18 protein-coding genes, 1 pseudogene and 1 CRISPR repeat array are annotated in these 20,342 nt (G+C 35.5%); of the genes and pseudogenes, 15 read left to right on the top strand and 4 right to left on the bottom strand.

The genetic code is table 11. The annotated features are described in order from the left end of the window. Positions 1-6 precede the first annotated feature (6 nt). A pseudogene (locus A9G45_RS15090) lies at positions 7-168 on the top strand (AbgT family transporter); the annotation flags it as partial. A 192-nt stretch (positions 169-360) separates the two neighbouring features. Here A9G45_RS15090 and A9G45_RS14220 read toward each other — a convergent pair. Together A9G45_RS14220 and A9G45_RS13310 are read right to left on the bottom strand one after the other, a co-directional pair. Continuing rightward, the gene (locus A9G45_RS14220) at positions 361-546 is read right to left on the bottom strand and encodes a hypothetical protein (protein WP_141673704.1); all 186 of its coding nucleotides are present in this window, start codon (positions 544-546) and stop codon (positions 361-363) included. A 1,068-nt stretch (positions 547-1,614) separates the two neighbouring features. After that, complete coding sequence (locus A9G45_RS13310; protein ID WP_065566900.1) at positions 1,615-4,332, bottom strand: CRISPR-associated helicase/endonuclease Cas3; 2,718 nt, start codon at positions 4,330-4,332, stop codon at positions 1,615-1,617. 309 nt (positions 4,333-4,641) lie between these two features. Between A9G45_RS13310 and A9G45_RS13305 the strand changes: the two genes are divergently transcribed. Genes A9G45_RS13305 through A9G45_RS13285 form a run of 5 tightly spaced genes read left to right on the top strand, consistent with a single transcriptional unit; the run spans position 4,642 to position 11,323 of the window. Continuing rightward, entirely contained in the window at positions 4,642-6,594 is a 1,953-nt protein-coding gene (locus A9G45_RS13305; RefSeq protein ID WP_081297934.1) for an extracellular solute-binding protein, read from the top strand. A 1-nt stretch (position 6,595) separates the two neighbouring features. Next, entirely contained in the window at positions 6,596-7,684 is a 1,089-nt protein-coding gene (locus tag A9G45_RS13300) for a microcin C ABC transporter permease YejB (protein ID WP_065566899.1), read from the top strand. Beyond that, complete coding sequence (locus A9G45_RS13295; protein ID WP_065566898.1) at positions 7,684-8,715, top strand: ABC transporter permease; 1,032 nt, start codon at positions 7,684-7,686, stop codon at positions 8,713-8,715. The genes A9G45_RS13300 and A9G45_RS13295 overlap by 1 nt, the downstream gene beginning before the upstream one ends. After that, positions 8,712-10,436 (top strand): microcin C ABC transporter ATP-binding protein YejF, encoded by a 1,725-nt coding sequence (gene yejF / locus A9G45_RS13290; RefSeq protein ID WP_065566897.1) that lies wholly within the window; start codon positions 8,712-8,714, stop codon positions 10,434-10,436. Before A9G45_RS13295 ends, yejF begins: the two co-directional genes overlap by 4 nt. Before the next feature lie 32 nt (positions 10,437-10,468). Next, the gene (locus tag A9G45_RS13285) at positions 10,469-11,323 is read left to right on the top strand and encodes a hypothetical protein (protein WP_065566896.1); all 855 of its coding nucleotides are present in this window, start codon (positions 10,469-10,471) and stop codon (positions 11,321-11,323) included. 70 nt (positions 11,324-11,393) lie between these two features. Here the strand turns inward: A9G45_RS13285 and frdD are convergent, their stop codons facing one another. Both frdD and A9G45_RS13275 read right to left on the bottom strand, forming a co-directional pair. Next, positions 11,394-11,750, bottom strand: a complete 357-nt coding sequence (gene frdD / locus A9G45_RS13280; RefSeq protein ID WP_065566895.1) for a fumarate reductase subunit FrdD — start codon at positions 11,748-11,750, stop codon at positions 11,394-11,396. Positions 11,751-11,764: 14 nt separating this feature from the next. Further along, positions 11,765-12,175 carry a hypothetical protein gene (locus A9G45_RS13275; RefSeq protein WP_065566894.1) on the bottom strand — a complete coding sequence of 137 codons (411 nt, stop codon included), beginning with the start codon at positions 12,173-12,175 and terminating at the stop codon, positions 11,765-11,767. 623 nt (positions 12,176-12,798) lie between these two features. Between A9G45_RS13275 and casA the strand changes: the two genes are divergently transcribed. The 9 genes from casA to A9G45_RS13230 all read left to right on the top strand — a co-directional run bounded on the left by casA (position 12,799) and on the right by A9G45_RS13230 (position 20,340). Beyond that, positions 12,799-14,325 carry a type I-E CRISPR-associated protein Cse1/CasA gene (casA, locus tag A9G45_RS13270; protein WP_065566893.1) on the top strand — a complete coding sequence of 509 codons (1,527 nt, stop codon included), beginning with the start codon at positions 12,799-12,801 and terminating at the stop codon, positions 14,323-14,325. Positions 14,326-14,346: 21 nt separating this feature from the next. Then, entirely contained in the window at positions 14,347-14,970 is a 624-nt protein-coding gene (gene casB / locus A9G45_RS13265; RefSeq protein WP_065566892.1) for a type I-E CRISPR-associated protein Cse2/CasB, read from the top strand. Positions 14,971-14,975: 5 nt separating this feature from the next. After that, entirely contained in the window at positions 14,976-16,040 is a 1,065-nt protein-coding gene (cas7e, locus tag A9G45_RS13260; RefSeq protein WP_065566891.1) for a type I-E CRISPR-associated protein Cas7/Cse4/CasC, read from the top strand. A 13-nt stretch (positions 16,041-16,053) separates the two neighbouring features. Further along, positions 16,054-16,797 carry a type I-E CRISPR-associated protein Cas5/CasD gene (gene cas5e / locus A9G45_RS13255; protein WP_065566890.1) on the top strand — a complete coding sequence of 248 codons (744 nt, stop codon included), beginning with the start codon at positions 16,054-16,056 and terminating at the stop codon, positions 16,795-16,797. Then, positions 16,798-17,469 carry a type I-E CRISPR-associated protein Cas6/Cse3/CasE gene (gene cas6e / locus A9G45_RS13250; RefSeq protein WP_065566889.1) on the top strand — a complete coding sequence of 224 codons (672 nt, stop codon included), beginning with the start codon at positions 16,798-16,800 and terminating at the stop codon, positions 17,467-17,469. It abuts the gene before it with no gap. A 13-nt stretch (positions 17,470-17,482) separates the two neighbouring features. Beyond that, on the top strand, positions 17,483-18,400 hold the full coding sequence (gene cas1e, locus A9G45_RS13245; protein ID WP_065566910.1) for a type I-E CRISPR-associated endonuclease Cas1e: 918 nt from the start codon (positions 17,483-17,485) through the stop codon (positions 18,398-18,400). Between the two features lie 2 nt (positions 18,401-18,402). Continuing rightward, entirely contained in the window at positions 18,403-18,696 is a 294-nt protein-coding gene (cas2e, locus tag A9G45_RS13240) for a type I-E CRISPR-associated endoribonuclease Cas2e (RefSeq protein WP_065566888.1), read from the top strand. Between the two features lie 84 nt (positions 18,697-18,780). Continuing rightward, positions 18,781-19,664: direct repeats of the CRISPR family, unit length 29 nt; unit sequence GTGTTCCCTGTAGGTACAGGGATAAACCG. Between the two features lie 69 nt (positions 19,665-19,733). Further along, complete coding sequence (locus A9G45_RS13235; protein WP_065566887.1) at positions 19,734-20,054, top strand: type II toxin-antitoxin system RelE/ParE family toxin; 321 nt, start codon at positions 19,734-19,736, stop codon at positions 20,052-20,054. Continuing rightward, positions 20,047-20,340 (top strand): helix-turn-helix domain-containing protein, encoded by a 294-nt coding sequence (locus A9G45_RS13230; protein WP_081297932.1) that lies wholly within the window; start codon positions 20,047-20,049, stop codon positions 20,338-20,340. The genes A9G45_RS13235 and A9G45_RS13230 overlap by 8 nt, the downstream gene beginning before the upstream one ends. The last annotated feature ends 2 nt before the right edge of the window (positions 20,341-20,342 follow it).

Below are 20,342 nucleotides of genomic sequence, written 5' to 3'. Positions count from 1 at the left end.
TATTTTGTTACTTTTGTTACTTTTTTTACCAAGATAGTACCTAATTTTATCAGCTTTCCACCGCTTGGAATTACAATTGTGGCGACATTAGGCATAGGTATTGCTGAGAGCAGTGGTTATATCCATGTGCTACTCAAAAAATTACTGGCTATTACCCCGAAAAATATAACAAATGTTAGCACATTCGAAACTACACAATCCCAATAATCTTCATTTTACGCTAAAAACATTCAGAAAACACATTGATTTTATTGAAGTTTTTATTTTGCTTTTTTTATAAAAATCATCCACTTTTTATCTACAACGGTGGTTAATGTCGTACCTTATTCGACGTCATAATGTGCCATCGACAAAGCAAGGTTAGCACGTCAAACAAGAATGTTTGGCTAAGGCTATTTTATCGGGAATAATTTTGTCAGGAATAAATCGGTACCGATGCGTAAAACCGAGTGAACGAGATGGACAGTGCAGACCGCATTCGGCAACCATTTCACGGGCTGGGTGATTCAGCATACCCCCCCCAGCGCAAGCGTTATCATCAATCACTTATTATATCCTCAAGGCTCAAAATTACCGCCACCCTCAAAACAAATCATTTTTTAAAATCAGCCAGAAAAACCATTGATTTTATTTGATCTCTATTATTTTTGTTTTAAAAAATAATGCTTAGTCACTTTATTAATAATCAAACAAATTAGCATAATAAGCAATACTAATAGGAGTAGGCTACGACCTGCATGTATCAATACATCAGCGTTAATATAATATCTTATCGGCATTTTGTACATGAAAGTAAAATAAAGAATGTCGCAAATAAAAATCATCATGGCAGACACAGAAACACTTTTAATGAGTTTTTCTGATTGAATTTTATTAAAGGGTTGCTTAAAACAGCTTTTAGACAAAAACAGCCCAAGCAATATACCACCAATATACAAAGACTCTTGAAAGCCACTAAGCATTAATATAGCTGTTTAGCTTTCATGAGACTTTTTAGCCAAAAAATTATGACATGTAATAGCTTAGAAGATATTGGCAATCTTCTTAATAGTTTGGTATTTAAATATATAGAATTTGGAAATAGATATTTTCATCAAATAAAACACTATTGGCTTTTTATCTATGATGATTACTTTGATATGTATGTTGGTCTCAATTGGTCTTGTGCTAAAAAACAGTTCAGTGAAAAGGAAATATATATAAAAAGAAAAGCCTTAGCAAAAAGATTTTACTCTTTTTTAATTTATTCTTTTTTAATAATAAAGAAATAATGGAATATTTAGCTAAACATATGTAGCTAGATCTAAATTAATCAATTATTTATATTGTGGTGAACACCGTGTACACTTTTTTATAAAATTTTATTTTTATGGGGTGAGGTATAAAAATCTAAACCACAATGAACGGGCACCGATCGCCTGAGTAAACTTTTGCACGGGCAAAATTCTAAAACCAATTTTTTATCGTTACAATTTGGCTCGGTAAAATTATTTAATGTAGGGGGCATTTTTCATTTTAGGTATACGCTTAGGAATGGATACAATATACCCATGTGTTGTATGCGATAATAAATAATCATGATCATAAAATAACTTACAATAAATAATGCCTGAATTAATTGAGATAAAAGCCTAATTCTTTAGTGTAAAAACAAGATACTTTTTCCTTTTCAATTAAAACAATTATTGCATTAGGCCTATGTATCTTTTGCCTTAATTTTTCTAGATGGTGCTGTTCTAGTTGTGGAATTGCACTTTTTATTCTATTCCATTTTGATACACTAATTGTAAGATGGCTTTGTTCCCAAGCATATTCACTACTACTACAGTAAGGAACGATTTTATCATCTTGCTGATAAGCTAAATAAAGATCAATATTATCTCTTGATAAACGGGTAGATACTTCAATTTCATTATCCCATTCAGCATTGAATTGCGCTCGGCTATAACAATTTTTAAAATTCAATATCATACTTTTAGCTTGTGAACTTTGCCCAAGTTGTTGTCCTAATTCTTTATAAAAAACCGCTTGTAAACCTTTTGGTGGCTCAAGATCGCTATGATAAACTGATTCAATGAGTAATCTGGCATCTTCGGGCATTTTTATGGCGCCTTTTTGACGTAAGATTCGTTGCGTGAACCATAAATAAGCATGATTAGCGTAAACATACTTAGTATTGCCAAATTCTGGGTAATCTAGCCATTCTTCGGTTGGATTGTCATTCCAAGTTGGCGCAAATATCGTTAATATTGGTTTATCTCGATCATCGCAAGGTTGATTTTGGTTTGTGGATAGTTTGATATTTCCTTGTTTATCTCGTACATGTCGTTGTAAACGACCTGCACGTTGTATCAATAAATCAATTGGGGCAATATCACTAATCATTTCGTCAAAATCGAGATCTAATGATTGCTCAATGACTTGAGTTGCAATGATGATCTTTCCTGAGCGAATTGCATGATTTGAGGTTTTTCCTGCCCATGCTAACGTTTTTTGTTCGATATCCAAGCGATCACAATATGCAAAGCGACTATGAAATAGCAAAATTTGCTTACTATCAAGATTCAAATTTTGTTGTAGTTGTTGATATAAACTAATTGCGTCAGCCACACTGTTTTTTATCCAGCAAATAATTTTCTCTTGCAGGATGGCAATCTTAATTTTTTCTATACCAGAATCAATATTATCAATCCAGTCAATATCAACTTGCCGCTTTACTTCATCTCTTGTCTCTATTGCTTGTTCGACTAAGCCTTGTTGATTGAGTTTTGTCAATAAAGGAAAAGGTAAATCTGAATTTAGCGTTAAAGGCGATTGATTTGAATTTAATCCTTTATAAAAAGCATTAAGTAATTTTTCACGTAGAAAAAAGGGTAAAGTTGCGGTAAGGATAATCGCACTCCCGCCTTGTGAAGCATGATACTGTAACAGTGATTCTAATAATTTCGCCATATAACTATCATAAGCATGAACTTCATCTAAAATCAGTAACTTATGTCGTAGTCCTAATAGCCGCAACGATTGATGTTTAAACGGCATAACTGCCATTAAAGCTTGATCTAGCGTTCCAACTCCAACTTCAGCAAGCAATGATTTTTTTCGTGTGTCAACAAACCACTCATTACACTCGCTACTCGCGGAATTTTCATTTGTGAGGTATTTGGGTTGACTAAGATTATCCAAATTAATGACTGTTTGGGTAAAATTGGGATTCATATAACTTGCACCATGAGCTAGAACAAGCGATGGATGGCTGTTAGATCGATATAATTGCCCATATACCTGTGCTGTGCGTTGATATATTGCATTTGCGGTAGCTTGAGTTGGTAAGCCAATATAAATCCCTTGTGCTTTCCCTGCTGTCATTAATCGATGTGCCAAAATCATTGAAGCTTCTGTTTTACCCGCTCCAGTAACATCTTCCATAATAAATAACTCTGGGCCATTATCTGATAGTTGGCAAGATAATGCTTGCTGTTGTAAGGGGGTTGGTTTTTCAATAAATGGAAATAAATTTTCAATACCATTGAAAGGCATAATAGGGGATTGTTGAGGTAAAGCCGCTACGGCTTTTTCAGCCCTAACTAGAGCGTAGTTTAACCAATATTCTGACAATTCCATCACATTTGAAGAAAAATGAAAAAATTGTTGGTTGGAACCTAACCAATCACTAATAACGGTTATTGCCGCTAATAGCCAACTTAGTTTGTTAAGATTTTTACGGAATGTTTTGTCAAAAAAGCGGGTGTGGTAACTGGCTAAATTATTATCTACAATAAACAGTTGATTAATTGCTTTAATATAATCTAATGAAGCTTGTTTATCTTGTGCGTTAAATGATAAGTTGCCATCGGGCTTTAATATTGGTGGTTTACCATGATGGCCTGTCATGATTAATAACCAGATATTATATACCTGTTCAATATTATAATTGTATGATTCTAGCTGTATTTCTGATTTTTCAATTAAATAGTTCTGCCATAACCAGTGACCAAGCGAATCATGTCGGGTAGTGTAACTTTTTGCTGGATCGGCGGCGACGAGCTTGGGATTATTATGCTTGAATAATTGCTGGAACCCATTAGCAAATTTACCAATATCATGCCAAGCTAAAAAATAGGCAAACCAAAGGGCTGCGTTTTCCATCTCATCTGATGAGAAGCCAAGTTGCTCAAATAATTCAGCAGAATAAAAATAATTCTTTTTAACAATATGGTATCCACAAGCAGCGACATCTAAATTGTGATAAGCCAGTAGGTGATAATCATCGCTATCATCGCTATTGTCCCTTTGTCGACATTTTCCCCAATATTGATAAAACGATTCAGTCATTGATTTTATCCCTTCATTACGTTTGGCAATAGATATGTTTAATAACGTTTGTCTTTTTTTATGATGTTTATTCTTTAATAATTGATTTAATATAACTTGTTTTATGTAAAAATAAAGGTATCTTTTTACCTAACATTATCATTTTATATCAACTTTATTAATTAGGTTTTGCTCATTTAGTTGAAGTTTGGCAAAATAGACAGCCTGAGTTGAGGGGGAGTGTTATCACCTTAAATGGTTTAGATATGTTAAAAATAAAAAAAGTAGCATAAATACGCTATTGTTAAATAAATTACTAATGGAATTGGGATGATTATTCGAATTAAACAACCTATAAAAACATTATTCATCTTGAGTTGCCTAACTAGTCTAGTTATTTGTTCTGCGCCTGCTTTTGCCGATGAAGAACAACGAGAGCCTCAAACTGAGTTAAACAAGGATGTTAATGTCCCAGTTCAATTATCTGGGGATAAACCAATTGATATTGTTGGTCCTAGCCAAATAACTGAAAAAATTTATCATAAAACGATTTTTTCACTTTCAGGTCAACCTAAATATTCAGCTAATTTTCAACATCTTGATTATGTCAATCCAAATGCACCCAAAGGTGGTGCGATTAAGCTAGCTGAAGTTGGCTCTTTTGATAATTTTAATCGTTTTGCTAGCCGAGGAGCTCCTGAGCGGAGTTCGGGATCGTTATATGACACACTTTTTACCAATACTGCCGATGATATTACCAGTTTTTATCCACTTATTGCTACTTCAATAACTTATTCTGATAGTTATCGCTGGGCTGAAGTTTCAATTAACCCAAATGCTCGTTTTCAAGATGATCAGCCAATTACTGCACAGGATGTTGCGTTTACTTTTCACAAATTTATGACCGAAGGTGTGCCTCAATATCGTGTTTATAATAAAGGCATTACCGTTAAAGTGATAGATAATTATCGTTTGCGTGTTGATATCCCTAATTCTGATCGTGAAAAATTATTTTCATTTGTCGGTAGCATGCGAGTTATGCCAAAACATTTTTGGCAGAATCATGATCTTGCTGAACCTTTAAACACCCCACCAATTGGTAGTGGTCCTTACTATATTAGCGAATATAAATTAGGGCAATATGTTGTTTATCGACGTAATCCCAATTATTGGGCACGTAATTTGCCGATTAATAAAGGGTTAGATAATTTTGACGAAAAACGAATTGACTATTATATGGATGATAATATCTCGTTAGAGGCCTTTAAAGCAGGTGAATATGATTTACGAGCTGAAGATCAACCTAAAAACTGGTTTACTCAATATCAAGGAAAATATTTTGATGCTAACCACATTGTTAAACAAGAAAAACCCGTTCAAACGGCAACTGATACTAAGTGGTTAGCGTTTAATTTGCAAAAAGATCTGTTTCACGATGTTAAAGTGCGTGAAGCAATCACACTGGCATTTGATTTTGAATGGTTAAATCATGCATTTTATTATGACAGTTACAAAAGGCCTTATAGTTTTTTTGAAAACACAATCTATGCAGCAATCGGCAAGCCTAGCGAACAAGAGCTAAAATGGTTAAATGCTTATAAAGATATTATTCCAAAGCGTGCTTTTGGTAATGCTTATTATGTACCTAAAAGTGATGGATTGGGTTTTAATCGTGATAATTTATTAATAGCTGCTGAATTACTAAAACAAGCTGGATGGGTAATTAAAAAAGGTAAACTGATTAACACTAAAACACAGCAACCTTTTGAATTTGAACTGATTAGTTATCTTGGTAGTGATATTAAGTATGCAATTCCCTTCCAACAAAATTTAGCGCGCTTAGGGATCACCATGAAAATTACCTTATTAGATTCAGCACAACAATTACGCCGTGTTCGTGAGCGTGATTATGATATGGTTGCTCGTGATTATTATGCCGTCAATTACCCAAACTCTAATTTGCAGATACTTTGGGGGAGCGAGTATCTTAATTCATCGTGGAACGCATCGGGTTTGCATAACAAGGCGATTGATGGCATTATTGCTGAAATTACCAAAAATGTAGATAATCAAGAAGCACTAATCCCTCTAGGGCGAGCTCTTGACCGAATTCTAACGCAAGAGTACCCCATGATTCCAATGTGGTATAACAGTAAAACGTATTATGCATACTGGAACAAATTTGGGCAACCAGCCATACAACCGACTTATGCAATAGGCGTTGATAGCTGGTGGTATGATGCTAACAAAGCAGCTAGCCTGCCTAAAAATCGGAAACATTAATATGCTCAATTATCTTATTCGTCGACTTCTATTGATTATCCCAACATTATTTGTGATTTTAACTATCAATTTTTTTATTGTGCAAGTAGCCCCTGGTGGGCCTGTCGATCAGGCGCTTGCTATGATTGAAAATGGATCGCAAGCAGGACAAGGATTATTACCTGGAAGCATTAGTTCATCGACATCAATTGAACAGTATAAGAATGAATCTAGCTATCGAGGATCACGCGGGCTCGATCCACAAGTTGTCGCAATGATTGAAAAACAGTATGGTTTTGATAAACCAATATTTGAACGTTATGTTGACACGATCAAAAAGTATATTTCATTCGATTTTGGCAATAGTTTTTTTAAAAGTGAATCGGTATTAGGGTTAATTGTTAAAAGCTTACCTGTTTCGATTTCGTTGGGGCTGTGGAGCACACTAATTGTTTACCTAATTTCAATCCCTTTAGGCATTCGTAAAGCGGTGAAAGAGGGTTCTATATTTGACTTTTGGACAAGCACACTAATTATTATTGGTTATGCTATACCTCCTTTCTTATTAGCTGTATTGCTAATTGTGGTGTTTGCGGGCGGTAGTTATTGGGATATTTTCCCTCTACGAGGGCTTATTTCAAATCATTTTGAACAACTTGATTTTTGGGGCAAAGTGAAAGACTACGCATGGCATATTTGCTTGCCCACCATTGCAATGGTCATTGGTGGTTTTGCTTCGCTCACCATGCTGACTAAAAACTCATTTTTAGATGAAATTCGTAAACAATATGTCATTACTGCACGAGCTAAAGGTTTAAGTGAACGAAAAATTATATATAAACATGTTTTTCGTAATGCAACGTTACTGATTGTATCAGGCTTTCCTGCTGCTTTTGTTGGTATTTTATTTACTGGGTCGTTACTCATTGAAATTATCTTTTCGCTCAATGGGCTTGGTTTATTGGGTTATGAAGCTATTATTCAACGTGACTATCCAGTCATTTTTGGTTCTTTGTATATTTTTACGTTAATAGGGCTCATCACTCAACTCTTATCGGATTTATCTTATATGATGATTGATCCACGCATTGACTTTGAGGCACACAAATAATGACCAAAAATTATTCTATTAATCAGCAACGTTGGCAACGGTTTAAACATAATCGTCGTGGTTATTATTCACTCTGGTTATTTTCAATTTTATTTGTGGTTAGTTTATTTGCTGATTTTATTACTAACGATAGACCTATTTTTATTAAATATCAGGATAATTACTATTCACCAATTTTTCATTTTTATCCAGAAACACAATTTGGTGGTCAATTAGAAACACAAGCCAATTATCTTGATCCTGTTGTACAAAAGAAAATAGAAGCTAATGGTTGGATTTTATGGGCACCATTTCGCTACAGTTATAGTACATTAATTTATGATACGGCAAATACCTTTCCAACGCCGCCCTCATCATCACATTGGTTAGGCACTACTGATGCGGGTTTTGATGTGTTTGCCAATATCTTGTATGGTTTTCGTCTCTCAATGTTTTTTGCCATTTTTTTGACAGTATTTACTTCTGTCATTGGTGTTATTATTGGTGCGATTCAAGGTTATTATGGTGGTATCGTTGATCTGATAGGTCAGCGATTTATTGAAATTTGGTGTGGTTTACCTGGATTATTTGTGATTATTCTATTAGCTAGTATTTTACCGCTTAATTTTTGGTGGTTGCTTGGTATTACCGTTTTATTTGGTTGGATGGGATTAGCGGGAATTGTACGTACTGAATTTTTGCGTACCCGCAATTTTGATTATATTCGTGCAGCTAAAGCTATGGGGGTTAGTGACATTAAAATTATGTTCCGTCACATATTACCTAATGCGATGGTGGCAACATTAACCTTTTTACCATTTATTCTTTGTGGATCAATTACCACCTTAACGTCGCTAGATTTTTTGGGTTTTGGTTTGCCTATTGATTCGCCGTCTCTTGGTCGTTTATTGCTACAAGGTAAAAATAATTTGCAAGCACCTTGGCTTGGTATTAGTTCATTTTTAATCATTGCAACTTTGCTTTCGCTGCTTATTTTTATTGGTGAGGCAGTCAGGGATGCATTTGATCCAAACAAAGGAGTGTATCGATGAGTTCTCCTTTATTATCCGTTCAGGATTTAAGTATCGCTTTTAAACGTAACATTCAAGCTGAATCCCAAGTAGTAAGCAATGTTAGTTTTGATATCCATGAACAAGAAACATTAGCCTTAGTTGGTGAATCTGGTTCGGGAAAAAGTGTAACAGCGTTGTCTATTTTACGTTTACTGTGTAAAGATCAAGTGACTTATCCCACAGGGGATATTTTGTTTGAAGAAAAATCGTTATTACATGCGACAGACAAAACACTGCAAAATGTGCGTGGTAATCAAATTAGCATGATCTTCCAAGAACCGATGGTGTCACTTAATCCACTACACACGGTTGAAAAACAGCTTTATGAAGTGCTGTCATTACATCGAGGCATGCGCCGAAATGTCGCACGTAATGAAATTTTGCAATATCTTGATCGGGTGGGCATTAAAGATCCAAAAAGTAAATTATCCTCTTACCCTCATCAACTGTCGGGCGGAGAACGGCAACGAGTTATGATTGCCATGGCCATTTTAACTCATCCCAAATTGTTAATTGCCGATGAGCCAACTACGGCCCTAGATGTATCGGTACAAGCACAAATTATTCGCTTGCTTAAAGAGCTAAAAAATGAATTAAATATGAGTCTATTATTTATTTCACACAATCTTGGCATTGTCAAAAAACTGGCGGATAAAGTTGCTGTTATGCAGCAAGGGAAAATCGTTGAGTATAATAATAGGCAACGCATTTTTTTACGTCCTGAACATGAATATACTCGTACCTTATTAAATTCAGCACCGAGTGGCGATCCTGCGCCATTGCCTAATACGCCAGGAATACTGCTTAATGTTAACCATTTGGATGTTGAGGTAATCGCTAGAAAGGGATTTTTTCAAAAAACTAAAAAGAAAATTGTCAATAATGTTGGTTTTGCTGTACATCAAGGCGAGACGGTCGGTATTGTGGGTGAATCGGGCTCCGGTAAAAGCACAACGGCACTAGCTATTTTGCGGTTGATTAAATCACAAGGTAATATTGTATTTGATAGCCATCCGATACAAAATCTAACTGGCAAAAAATTATTGCCATTCCGAAGTCGTATCCAAGTGGTATTCCAAGATCCGTTTTCGTCACTTAATCCTCGTTTTAATATTGAACAGATTATTAGTGAAGGATTAATGACGCACAAAAAACAAAGTAAGAAACAACGTGAGCAGGCCGTTATTGATATTATGCAAGAAGTGGGTCTAGATCCCGATATGCGTTATCGCTATCCAACAGAGTTTTCTGGTGGGCAGCGCCAACGAATAGCTATTGCTAGAGCTTTAATTTTAAAGCCAGAATTGTTAATTTTAGATGAGCCAACTTCATCTTTAGATCATACAATTCAAAAACAAATTATTAATTTACTGAAATCATTGCAAGAAAAACATCAGCTCAGTTACCTGTTTATTAGCCACGACTTAGCGTTGGTTTACTCAATGTGTCATCAAGTTGTTGTTATGAAAGAGGGTAGAATTATAGAGCAAGGCTCACGAGAAAAGATTTTCTATTCTCCTGAAGAAGAATACACCAAAGAATTACTTTCTTTTTTAGATAAACCACCTCGTAGAGCGAGTAACACGTTGATAGATGAAAACAAAGAAGAAAAATTTACTCATCAAGATGACAGCCAATCAAATAAAAAACAAGGTAAAAAAGTGAATTGGGATGATGCATTATTAATGGGCAAAAGGTAAAAGCATACAATAAATTATTCAGCAGGAACACGATGCAAAAACAAATGCGATTTTTTTTATTAACACTCTGTTTATCACTCACATCAATAGACGCCATGGCGCTAACTTGTAGTGATAATCCTACTCAAAATACAGTGAATGCCAATAACTATATTTTTCAGATCCTTGATTATATTGATTCCCCTATACAAGGCATTAAACACGAGGTGAGAACATTAACCACTAAATTAACTACTGAAACTAACAGTACGAACGCTAAACATGCATTAGAATATGATACTAACGGAGAAATAATAAAAAGCCATTATGATCTTTATTTAGATAAAAACGTTCGAATCTATTCTGAACACCTACAAAAAAATAAATCGGGTTGGGAAAATATTATTGAAGATGTCGAAGATAAAACTAATAGCATTACCCAATTTAATACTGATGAACAAGGTAAAATTATTGTATCACAACAGACTAAAAAAGCGGTTGATTTCATTTTTTTTGAAACCGATAACTATGTTTACGATAGTAATAATTGCCTTATCAATAAAAATGTCCAATGGCAACTCAAAGAAGTTGATGAGAATGGCAAATATACAGGGAAAGAGCAAAAAGGAGCTTCAACCTACACATTTGAATATCAAACACACCAATTAGCTAAAGTGCGCTATCAATTTAGTAATAATATGCAAAACGAGAGTGATTTTTTGTATCAGTATGATAACAACCTTCATCGTTTAACAACTATAGAAACATCTTATTTATCTGCTGGTAAAGAATTAGCACATTATGTCACTCAATTTTTAACATTTAATGAAAAAAACGATTGGCTTACAGCCAACAAATTTAAAAATAACAAACAAACTAATATTATTCGCGAAATTACTTATTATTAGTTTCCAAAAATAAAAAAAGCGTTAATTGATTAATAACGCTTTTTATTTTGTCGCAATTTTCAAATGCTTGCTATATCCGAATAAATAAGACATAAATGGCATGAACTGTCCATGCCAATGCTAAACTAAAAGTAAGTAGTTTTTCGCGTTTTGGGTGAATATTATACTTATGCAAAATGGTTAAAATTTGTTGTAATCCACACCAGATAGGTAGTGAAATCATCAAAAATAAAAAGATCTTGCCAAATTCCGTATTGGCTATTTTAAGAATATAAGAACGTGTTGCTGCATCACCAAAAGGGATGATAAATATCATAATTATTAGCACAATGGGAGAAAAAACAGCCGCCCATGTACCCCCTAGCGCAAATAGCCCTTTTACAACTTTTCCATTGGTGCTTCTAGCTTGGATTTCTTGATTTTTCATTGATTAAATACCACTTATCTTAAGATAAATAACAGCAAATAGGCTGACACAAAAATTGTTGCTATCCACAACCCTATAATAATTAAATAAGCTTGTGATTTTTTAGCAGTACGATATAAAAATAGCGTTTTAGGAATGGAATTAAACCAACAGATTGAATGAAAAATAGCAACCAACAATGCAATGCTATTGAGCACAATAGCAAAAGGACTACGTAAAAAGAAGATAAAGCGATAAAATTCGTCTTGCCCCATGGCATTGGTGTACATACAAATAACACCAAACATTAAAACTAAACTGACCCAAATCATTGAAAAGGGAACTAATTTATTAAGGATTGACAGAATTGAAGACTGTTCTTTAGGTGAATCAAGGCGCTCAGATGGACTGTTGCTGTTATCTAGATCATTATTTTTTTTAATCATAACATTTCTCAATGTGTGTAACATTATTATGTAATTGATGTTTCGAGTGGTTAGTATTTTATGCAATATTATAAACACTAAGCCATTGAAGCAGTCAAATTAAAGTCATGCATGATATCGGTTTTTCATGTAATAGCCTAGGCAGAAAGTGCGTTGGTTTAATCGATATATTATTTTCATGGTCAATTTCCAACCAAGTTCAAACAAGTAAGTTTTTTAAAAAAAAAGCTAAGATCACATTTTTTTTGGTTAATTTTCGTTAGACTAATAACTCCCGCTTAACTCACTAGCGATAAAATAAAAATCCCCACGAATGTGGGGAATGGATCGCAATTATTGCTAACTGTTGGTTTATCCCTATTAATATAAGGAACGATTATTCAGATAGCTAATTGTAACATATAACTAAAGGTGTTTTATATTTATAATATGCCATACTTGAATGTGAATTATTGCTAACTGTCTTTGTAAAAATTATTGTTGTTGTAGAATTTGTGTGTTAATTTAATAGTAACTACATATTATTACTTAACTGTAGAAAACAACTTCATTAAATTTTGGATTTAAAACAAAAAAGATAAGCGGTATAATGTATTGCTTATTATCAATAAAAGGAGTGAGTTTTGTTCTGTTTATCTCTTCTAGACGAAGAATGGATCCCCGTGAGACATTTTAATGGTCAAATAAGTAAAATTAAGCCTAGCCAAATTGCTGACGAAACCATCTCCGATTTGGCCTATTTTAGACCTGACTTCCAAGGTGCTGCATACCAATTTCTTATTGGTTTGCTACAAACCACTTTTTCTCCCGAAGATAATGATGAATGGTTAGAATATTGGCATGAAGGTATTACTCAATCACAATTGGATGAAGCATTTAAACCTGCTAAACAGGCCATGCAATTTGGTGAACATAAACCGGCATTTATGCAAGATTTTACGCCATTAGATGGTAATAAAGTACCAATATCGGGCTTATTGGTTGAAGCACCGGGTGAAAACGCATTAAAGAAGAATACTGACCATTTTATCAAACGTGATTTTGTCAAAGCGATCTGCCCGCATTGCGCTGTTATGGCACTGTTTACTTTGCAAACTAATGCGCCATCGGGAGGACAAGGGCATCGCGTTAGTTTGCGAGGTGGTGGGCCGATTACCACTTTAATGATGCCCGCACTCGATACATCGACGCCATTATGGAAAAAGTTATGGCTAAATGTGATGCCTCTTGATGATGACGAAAAACCTCAACATTATGATGAAACTGTCTTCCCGTGGTTAAACAAAACAGTAACTAGCGAACCACCCAAAAATTTAAGTGTATTCCCTGAGCAAGCTAATTGCTGTCAAGCATATTGGGGGATGCCTCGCCGCATTGAGCTTGATTTTGAAAATACCACGCAAGGCGATTGTGACCTTTGTGGTGAAAAATCGTCCGAGCTTATTAGTCAGTATCAAACAAAAAATTACGGCGTCCAATATAAAAATTGGCGACATCCGTTATCACCTTATCGAACCGACAGTAAAACGGGGGAACCGATTGCGATTAAAGGCCAACCGGGAGGATTAATTTATCGTGATTGGTTAGGCATGGTTAGTAGCAATGACGAAACTCAGTCAGCCCGATTAGTTGCTGTTCATTATTCGCGTGGATTGAAAGCTTCAGAAAAATATCATCTTTGGTGTTTTGGCTATGATTTTGACAATATGAAGGCTCGTTGTTGGTATGAACATACTTTCCCTGTTTATGCAATATTTGATGATTTGGATAGCGATATTAAAGAACTAATAACACTTGCGCTAGATTTCAGCAAAGATACCTTGCCAATACTCCGTAAAGCGATGAGTAGTATTAACAAGCAATCAAGCACCGTTGATATCGCTTATTGGAAGGAAACTGAAACACCTTTTTATCAATATATTAAACAATTGTTTAAAGAGAAAGACAACCCAAATGGTCGCTTTCCTTTGTTATTCGATTGGACCAATACCTTATTGAAATATATCACACAAGTTTATGATAAAGCTGCTTTTGCTGACCCAGATCAACTCATGATTAGTTCTGAAAAAATCACCGCAAGAGAAAACTTAATTAAAGCTTTTAATAAACTGAGAAATATCAAAAAGATTAAAAATAACAAATCGTCTTGATTGCATGTGGGGGAAAACAACATGTCAGGCACTATCCAAAAAAAGCTGATGATCTTAAATGATAACCATAAAAAGATTATCGATGAGTGGTTTTCTATGTTGCAGCTAAGGCAATGTACATTTAATGGTATTAGCTACAATGGACGTAAATTGCGTGCTGAATTACGTCGGAATGCACTATCTGAATTTATAATCTTACAAGAAGGCTATATGATTTTAGCCAAGGCACTTATTCATAACGATAGCAAATTGCCGCAAACGGATGTTCAGTATCAAGCACTACAGATCTTTGTCAATGCTGCTGCTTTTGCTCAAGCTAATAATGACAAAGCTCCATTTGCCGCACAATTAAGTGAAAAAGTAAAAGGTGGTGAACATAACTTTTTATCTCCGTTACGATTTGAACAGCTTTGCGAAAGTCAAACGCCTGAAGAATTTTGTCGTCGCTTGATTCGTGCGGTAAAAATACGTGGCGAAAAAGGTGTTAACCTTATTTCACTTGCCGACGGCATCTTTTTATGGATGCAAGAGTGGTATGAGCGAGAGTATAAGCATAATTCATCAGCCAAAACTAATCCGTTTGAACGCCTTTCTGTTCGTTGGGCAATGGACTATTCTTCAACAAAAAATAATTCTAAGGAATAATCATCATGACTACATTTATTCAATTACACTTATTAACTGCTTATGCGCCTTCAAATTTAAACCGTGATGATTTAGGGCGACCAAAAACAGCCAAAATGGGCAACACCGATCGTTTACGTATTTCATCACAAAGTTTAAAGCGAGCTTGGCGAACCTCGGACTTTTTTTATCAATCACTAAGCGATCATATTGGTGTTCGTTCACGTCGTTTTGCGCGAGATTGGGTATATACGCCAATGATTGAGAGTGGTATTTCTGAAAAAATAGCCAAAGACAGTACCATCAAAATAGCAAGTCAGTTTGGTAAAGTAAAAAATGAAAAATCACCTAAAGATCCATTAACTAATCTAGATATTGAACAATTGGTACATATTAGCAGTAACGAGCAACAAGCAATCGAGCAATTAGTGGAATTATTGATTAGTGAAAAACGTGAGCCTAACGATGATGAAGTGAAATTACTGCGTAAAGAGAATAGCAGTGTTGATGTAGCATTATTTGGACGAATGTTAGCAGAGAGCCCAGCATTTAATATTGAAGCCGCGTGCCAAGTTTCTCATGCATTAGGTGTAAGTACGGTTACGATAGAAGATGATTTCTTTACTGCTGTTGATGATTTAAATAATAACGATGTTGATGCTGGTTCTGCTCATCTGGGTGAGCGAGGATTTGCTTCAGCACTATTTTACACCTATGTTTGTATCAGCCGTGATTTACTACTAGAGAATTTAAATGGTGATGAGGCATTAGTAGAAAAAACCTTAAAAGCTTTAACCGAATCGGCAACAAAAGTGGCTCCAACTGGTATGCAAAATAGTTTTGCCTCAAGAGCATATACCTCTTATCTATTAATAGAAAAAGGCTCCCAACAACCACGCTCTTTAGCTGTGGCCTATTTTAACCCAATTCGTGGCCAAGATATGGTGAATGACGCGATTACTCGTTTAGAAGAGCAACGTGATAAATTTGATAAAGTTTATGGGCAATGTGCCGATAGCCGCTATATTCTCAATAGTGAAACAGGAGAAGGAACATTGAGCGCTGCATTAGATTTTGTTGCGCAAAAATAGGAGAGCGGACAAGATGATAAACCATCTTATTTTTCAGATTTATGCCCCTTTTACCTCATGGGGCGAACCGGCTGTTGGTGAAGTTCGCCACAGCAATATCATCCCTTCACGTTCGGCTTTATTAGGAATAGTGGCTGCCGCACTTGGTATAAGGCGTGACGATAAACAAATTGATAACTTTAATTTGCATTATCATTTTGCTATTCGTCCTTTTATTGCTAATAATAGTTGGTTTAGAGATTTTCAAACGGTACAAGCACCTAAAGCGAACAAAAAGCAAGTATGGCATACCCGTTTTGACGAAATACGAAAAAGCCCTCTTGAGCTAGAAACCTTATTATCACAGCGTGAATATTATAATGACGTTTATTATCAAATTGTCATGTCTGAAACCGACGATGCGCCCTATCGTTTAGAGCAAATACAACAAGCATTACTTAAGCCCGTTTTTCCATTATATGCAGGCAGAAAAAACTCACCATTATCACTGCCATTATCGCCTATCTTGTGCCAAGGCACATTGAGCGATGCTTTTATTTTTGCTGATAAACATTACCAAGATTGCCATCGTCAAGATCCTGTTATCAATAAATTATTACAAGGCACTGCGGATGAATATTATTGGGAACAGAACAATCAAGAAGATCGATTTGATGTCATTAAAATTCAGTGCCGACAAGATCAACCAATAAATCGTCATCGATGGCAATTTATTAACCGTCAGCAGTTTTCAGGCAATTTAAAAGGGAGTGAATAGATGTATTTTTCTCGAGTTACTTTAAAACTGAATCGGCTTCATGATGTTTTACATCAGAAAATGCAAAATTCGGGACCTTATGCAATTCATCAATGGTTATGGCAACTCTTCCCTAATCAAGATAAACGCGCCTTTTTATTCCATGAGGAACAAATAGGTAAAGGTTATCAATACTATTTATTATCGGAAACCGAGCCACTCTCAAATCATGATCTATTTTCAATAGAAACTAAACCATATCAACCCAAATTAATTGTTGGAATGAGATTGATTTTTTCCTTACGAGCTAATCCTGTGGTATTTAAAAATGGTAAACGTAGTGATGTAATGATGAATGCTAAATATCTAGCAAAACAACAAGGTTTAAGTTCAAAAGAGATAAAAATCCGACAAAATGATGCAGCAATCAACTGGTTAATAAAACAGAGTGAAACCAGAGGATTTTCATTATTAACAACAGATGATCAACAAGTACATTGCACGGTCACCAGTTATAACCAACAGCAATTTAGTAAAAGAAATGATCTTAAACCGATTACTTATAGCACCGTTGATTATCAAGGGGTGTTAACGGTGACGGATACAGAATTGTTTTTGAACACAATTTATCGAGGTATTGGTAAAAGTAAAGGATTTGGTTGTGGCTTATTCTTGATAAAACATTATCAATAGGATGGGGGGTGCTATGGTTTATGTTCCTCTTAATCCTATTCCTTTAAAAAATAGAACCTCAATGATTTTTTTACAATATGGACAAATTGATGTTTTAGATGGGGCATTTGTATTAATCGATCAAACAGGTATTAGAACACATATTCCAGTAGGCTCTATAGCATGCATAATGCTTGAGCCTGGAACTCGCGTTTCACATGCCGCAGTCAAGTTAGCAGCAACGGTCGGAACCTTGCTAGTTTGGGTTGGTGAAGCTGGCGTAAGAATGTATTCATCAGGTCAACCCGGTGGAGCAAGATCTGACAAACTGCTTTATCAAGCTAAATTGGCTTTAGATGATAATTTACGTTTAAAAGTGGTTAAAAAGATGTTTGAATTGCGATTTGGTGAACTTGCACCTAGTCGTCGTTCGATTGAACAATTACGAGGAATTGAAGGCGCACGAGTGCGAGAAACCTATTCTTTATTGGCTAAACGTTATAACGTAAAATGGCATGGGCGAAAGTATGATCCCAAAGATTGGCAAAAAGGCGATACCATTAATCAATGTATAAGTGCAGCCACCTCTTGCTTATATGGCATTACGGAAGCCGCTGTCTTGGCTGCAGGCTATGCTCCGGCAATTGGTTTTGTGCATAGTGGCAAGCCACTATCATTTGTTTATGATATTGCTGATATTATTAAATTTGATACTGTCGTTCCCAAAGCTTTCGAAATCGCCGCAAAGAATAAGAGCGATCCTGATCGCGAAGTTAGAATTGCGTGTCGCGAAATTTTTAGAAGCCAGAAAACATTAGCAACATTAATCCCTCTTATTGAAGAAGTTTTGTCAGCCGGTGGCATTGAACCACCACCGCCTCCAGACAATGTTCAACCCCCCGCTATTCCCGAACCTCAATCTCTTGCCGATAGCGGTTTTAGGAGTCGCTAATAATGAGTATGTGTGTTGTTGTAACTGAAAATGTTCCAGCTCGATTACGAGGCCGTTTAGCCATTTGGTTACTTGAAATTAGGGCAGGGGTTTATATTGGTGATATATCAAGACCGATAAGAGAAATGATATGGCAACAAATTGTTAAACTCGCAGAAGACGGTAATGTTGTCCTTGCCTGGGCAACTAATACTGAATCAGGATTTGATTTTCAAACCTATGGTACCAATAGAAGAGTTCCGGTAGATCTTGATGGGCTACGCTTAGTATCATTTTTACCTATTAAAAATCAATAAGTTAATGTTCTTTAAAAATTAGAAAAATTTGGTAGAATTTAATAGCAGATATAAGTTTAAATAAAACAAATATCTATATTTAGAGTGTTCCCTGTAGGTACAGGGATAAACCGATTGATTGCGCATCCGTTAGTTATTTCGTGTACGTGTTCCCTGTAGGTACAGGGATAAACCGTTGACATTAATGCATTTTTTACTAGATCTAGAGTGTTCCCTGTAGGTACAGGGATAAACCGAATGTTTGATTTTTTTAAATGATGTCTTATGGGTGTTCCCTGTAGGTACAGGGATAAACCGTCGTTAATTTAATAGATAAAATTACATTATCTGTGTTCCCTGTAGGTACAGGGATAAACCGGCAAAACTCGTTTTAGTAATCCCCACTTGTTAGTGTTCCCTGTAGGTACAGGGATAAACCGCTCGGCGAGGAGAAACGGGTAGAGGTGGTCCAGTGTTCCCTGTAGGTACAGGGATAAACCGCGATGTTTTATTATCTGCAATAACAATAAAACGTGTTCCCTGTAGGTACAGGGATAAACCGCTGTCACAGACGAAACTGTGACATTAAATGATGTGTTCCCTGTAGGTACAGGGATAAACCGGGGGTTGCGTCCATAATGTTTTTTTGTTCTAAGTGTTCCCTGTAGGTACAGGGATAAACCGCCTCCAAACTGAAAGGCTTTACTCTTATGTGGGTGTTCCCTGTAGGTACAGGGATAAACCGCGTTTACTCCATTTCTCATCGACCCAAACATTGTGTTCCCTGTAGGTACAGGGATAAACCGAAATAATCGATTTTGATTAATTAATAACCTTAGTGTTCCCTGTAGGTACAGGGATAAACCGCCCTCAGATTTGGTGCCAGAATCAGAAATCGAGTGTTCCCTGTAGGTACAGGGATAAACCGGTCTTTACGAACACAATATTAGGCCTGCCGTAGTGTTCCCTGTAGGTACAGGGATAAACCAATAGAAATTTTATTGATATTTTTATCAAATTTGATATAATTATTAAAAATAACAAAACAGATTGATTAAATGTTTACGATAAAAACGCATGATGATGCTAAATCTGAAATTCTAGATTTACCCGCAGAATTAAGAGGTCGAACAATTAAATTGATTGAAAAACTAGAACAATTTGGACAAATGCAAATGCCACATAGTAAATCGTTGGGTGGTGGGTTGTTTGAATTGAGAGCGTTAGAGCGTAATAATATAGCTAGAACTATTTATGTTTATCAAAAAGAGCAAACGATTTTTATTTTACATGCGTTTGTTAAAAAAACACAAAAAACACCAGTTGGCGCAATGCAAATAGCGAGAATCCGACTGAAGGAGATGATTGAAAATGAATAAAAAACACAGCACAACATTTAATGAAATCAAAGATATCGCGCTAGCAGATCCTGTAGCGCGTGCGGCATATGATGATGCAGAGGACGAGTGGAAATTACGTGAATTATTGTTGACAGCGAGAGAAACAGCAAAACTATCTCAAACTGAGCTAGCAAAACGTTTAGATATTGCACCGTCTAACATAAACAGAATTGAACGGGCTCCGTTGAACACAAACATAAAAACGATTTTAAAATATTTAAACGCGTGTAATGCAAAAATAGATATGAATTTATCTACATTATAAAT

Source organism: Gilliamella sp. HK2 (genome assembly GCF_001690265.1).
Taxonomy (GTDB): domain Bacteria; phylum Pseudomonadota; class Gammaproteobacteria; order Enterobacterales; family Orbaceae; genus Gilliamella; species Gilliamella apicola_C.
The sequence above is the reverse complement of the archived record's forward strand: the minus strand, read 5'-3'. Positions and strand labels throughout refer to the sequence as shown.

Coding starts and splice junctions, on each gene's coding strand:
- A9G45_RS13310 (WP_065566900.1), bottom strand. CDS start 4,332: ATGACTGAATCGTTTTATCAATATTGGGGAAAATGTCGACAAAGGGAC.
- A9G45_RS13305 (WP_081297934.1), top strand. CDS start 4,642: ATGATTATTCGAATTAAACAACCTATAAAAACATTATTCATCTTGAGT.
- A9G45_RS13300 (WP_065566899.1), top strand. CDS start 6,596: ATGCTCAATTATCTTATTCGTCGACTTCTATTGATTATCCCAACATTA.
- A9G45_RS13295 (WP_065566898.1), top strand. CDS start 7,684: ATGACCAAAAATTATTCTATTAATCAGCAACGTTGGCAACGGTTTAAA.
- yejF (WP_065566897.1), top strand. CDS start 8,712: ATGAGTTCTCCTTTATTATCCGTTCAGGATTTAAGTATCGCTTTTAAA.
- A9G45_RS13285 (WP_065566896.1), top strand. CDS start 10,469: ATGCAAAAACAAATGCGATTTTTTTTATTAACACTCTGTTTATCACTC.
- frdD (WP_065566895.1), bottom strand. CDS start 11,750: ATGAAAAATCAAGAAATCCAAGCTAGAAGCACCAATGGAAAAGTTGTA.
- A9G45_RS13275 (WP_065566894.1), bottom strand. CDS start 12,175: ATGATTAAAAAAAATAATGATCTAGATAACAGCAACAGTCCATCTGAG.
- casB (WP_065566892.1), top strand. CDS start 14,347: ATGTCAGGCACTATCCAAAAAAAGCTGATGATCTTAAATGATAACCAT.
- cas7e (WP_065566891.1), top strand. CDS start 14,976: ATGACTACATTTATTCAATTACACTTATTAACTGCTTATGCGCCTTCA.
- cas5e (WP_065566890.1), top strand. CDS start 16,054: ATGATAAACCATCTTATTTTTCAGATTTATGCCCCTTTTACCTCATGG.
- cas6e (WP_065566889.1), top strand. CDS start 16,798: ATGTATTTTTCTCGAGTTACTTTAAAACTGAATCGGCTTCATGATGTT.
- cas1e (WP_065566910.1), top strand. CDS start 17,483: ATGGTTTATGTTCCTCTTAATCCTATTCCTTTAAAAAATAGAACCTCA.
- cas2e (WP_065566888.1), top strand. CDS start 18,403: ATGAGTATGTGTGTTGTTGTAACTGAAAATGTTCCAGCTCGATTACGA.
- A9G45_RS13235 (WP_065566887.1), top strand. CDS start 19,734: ATGTTTACGATAAAAACGCATGATGATGCTAAATCTGAAATTCTAGAT.
- A9G45_RS13230 (WP_081297932.1), top strand. CDS start 20,047: ATGAATAAAAAACACAGCACAACATTTAATGAAATCAAAGATATCGCG.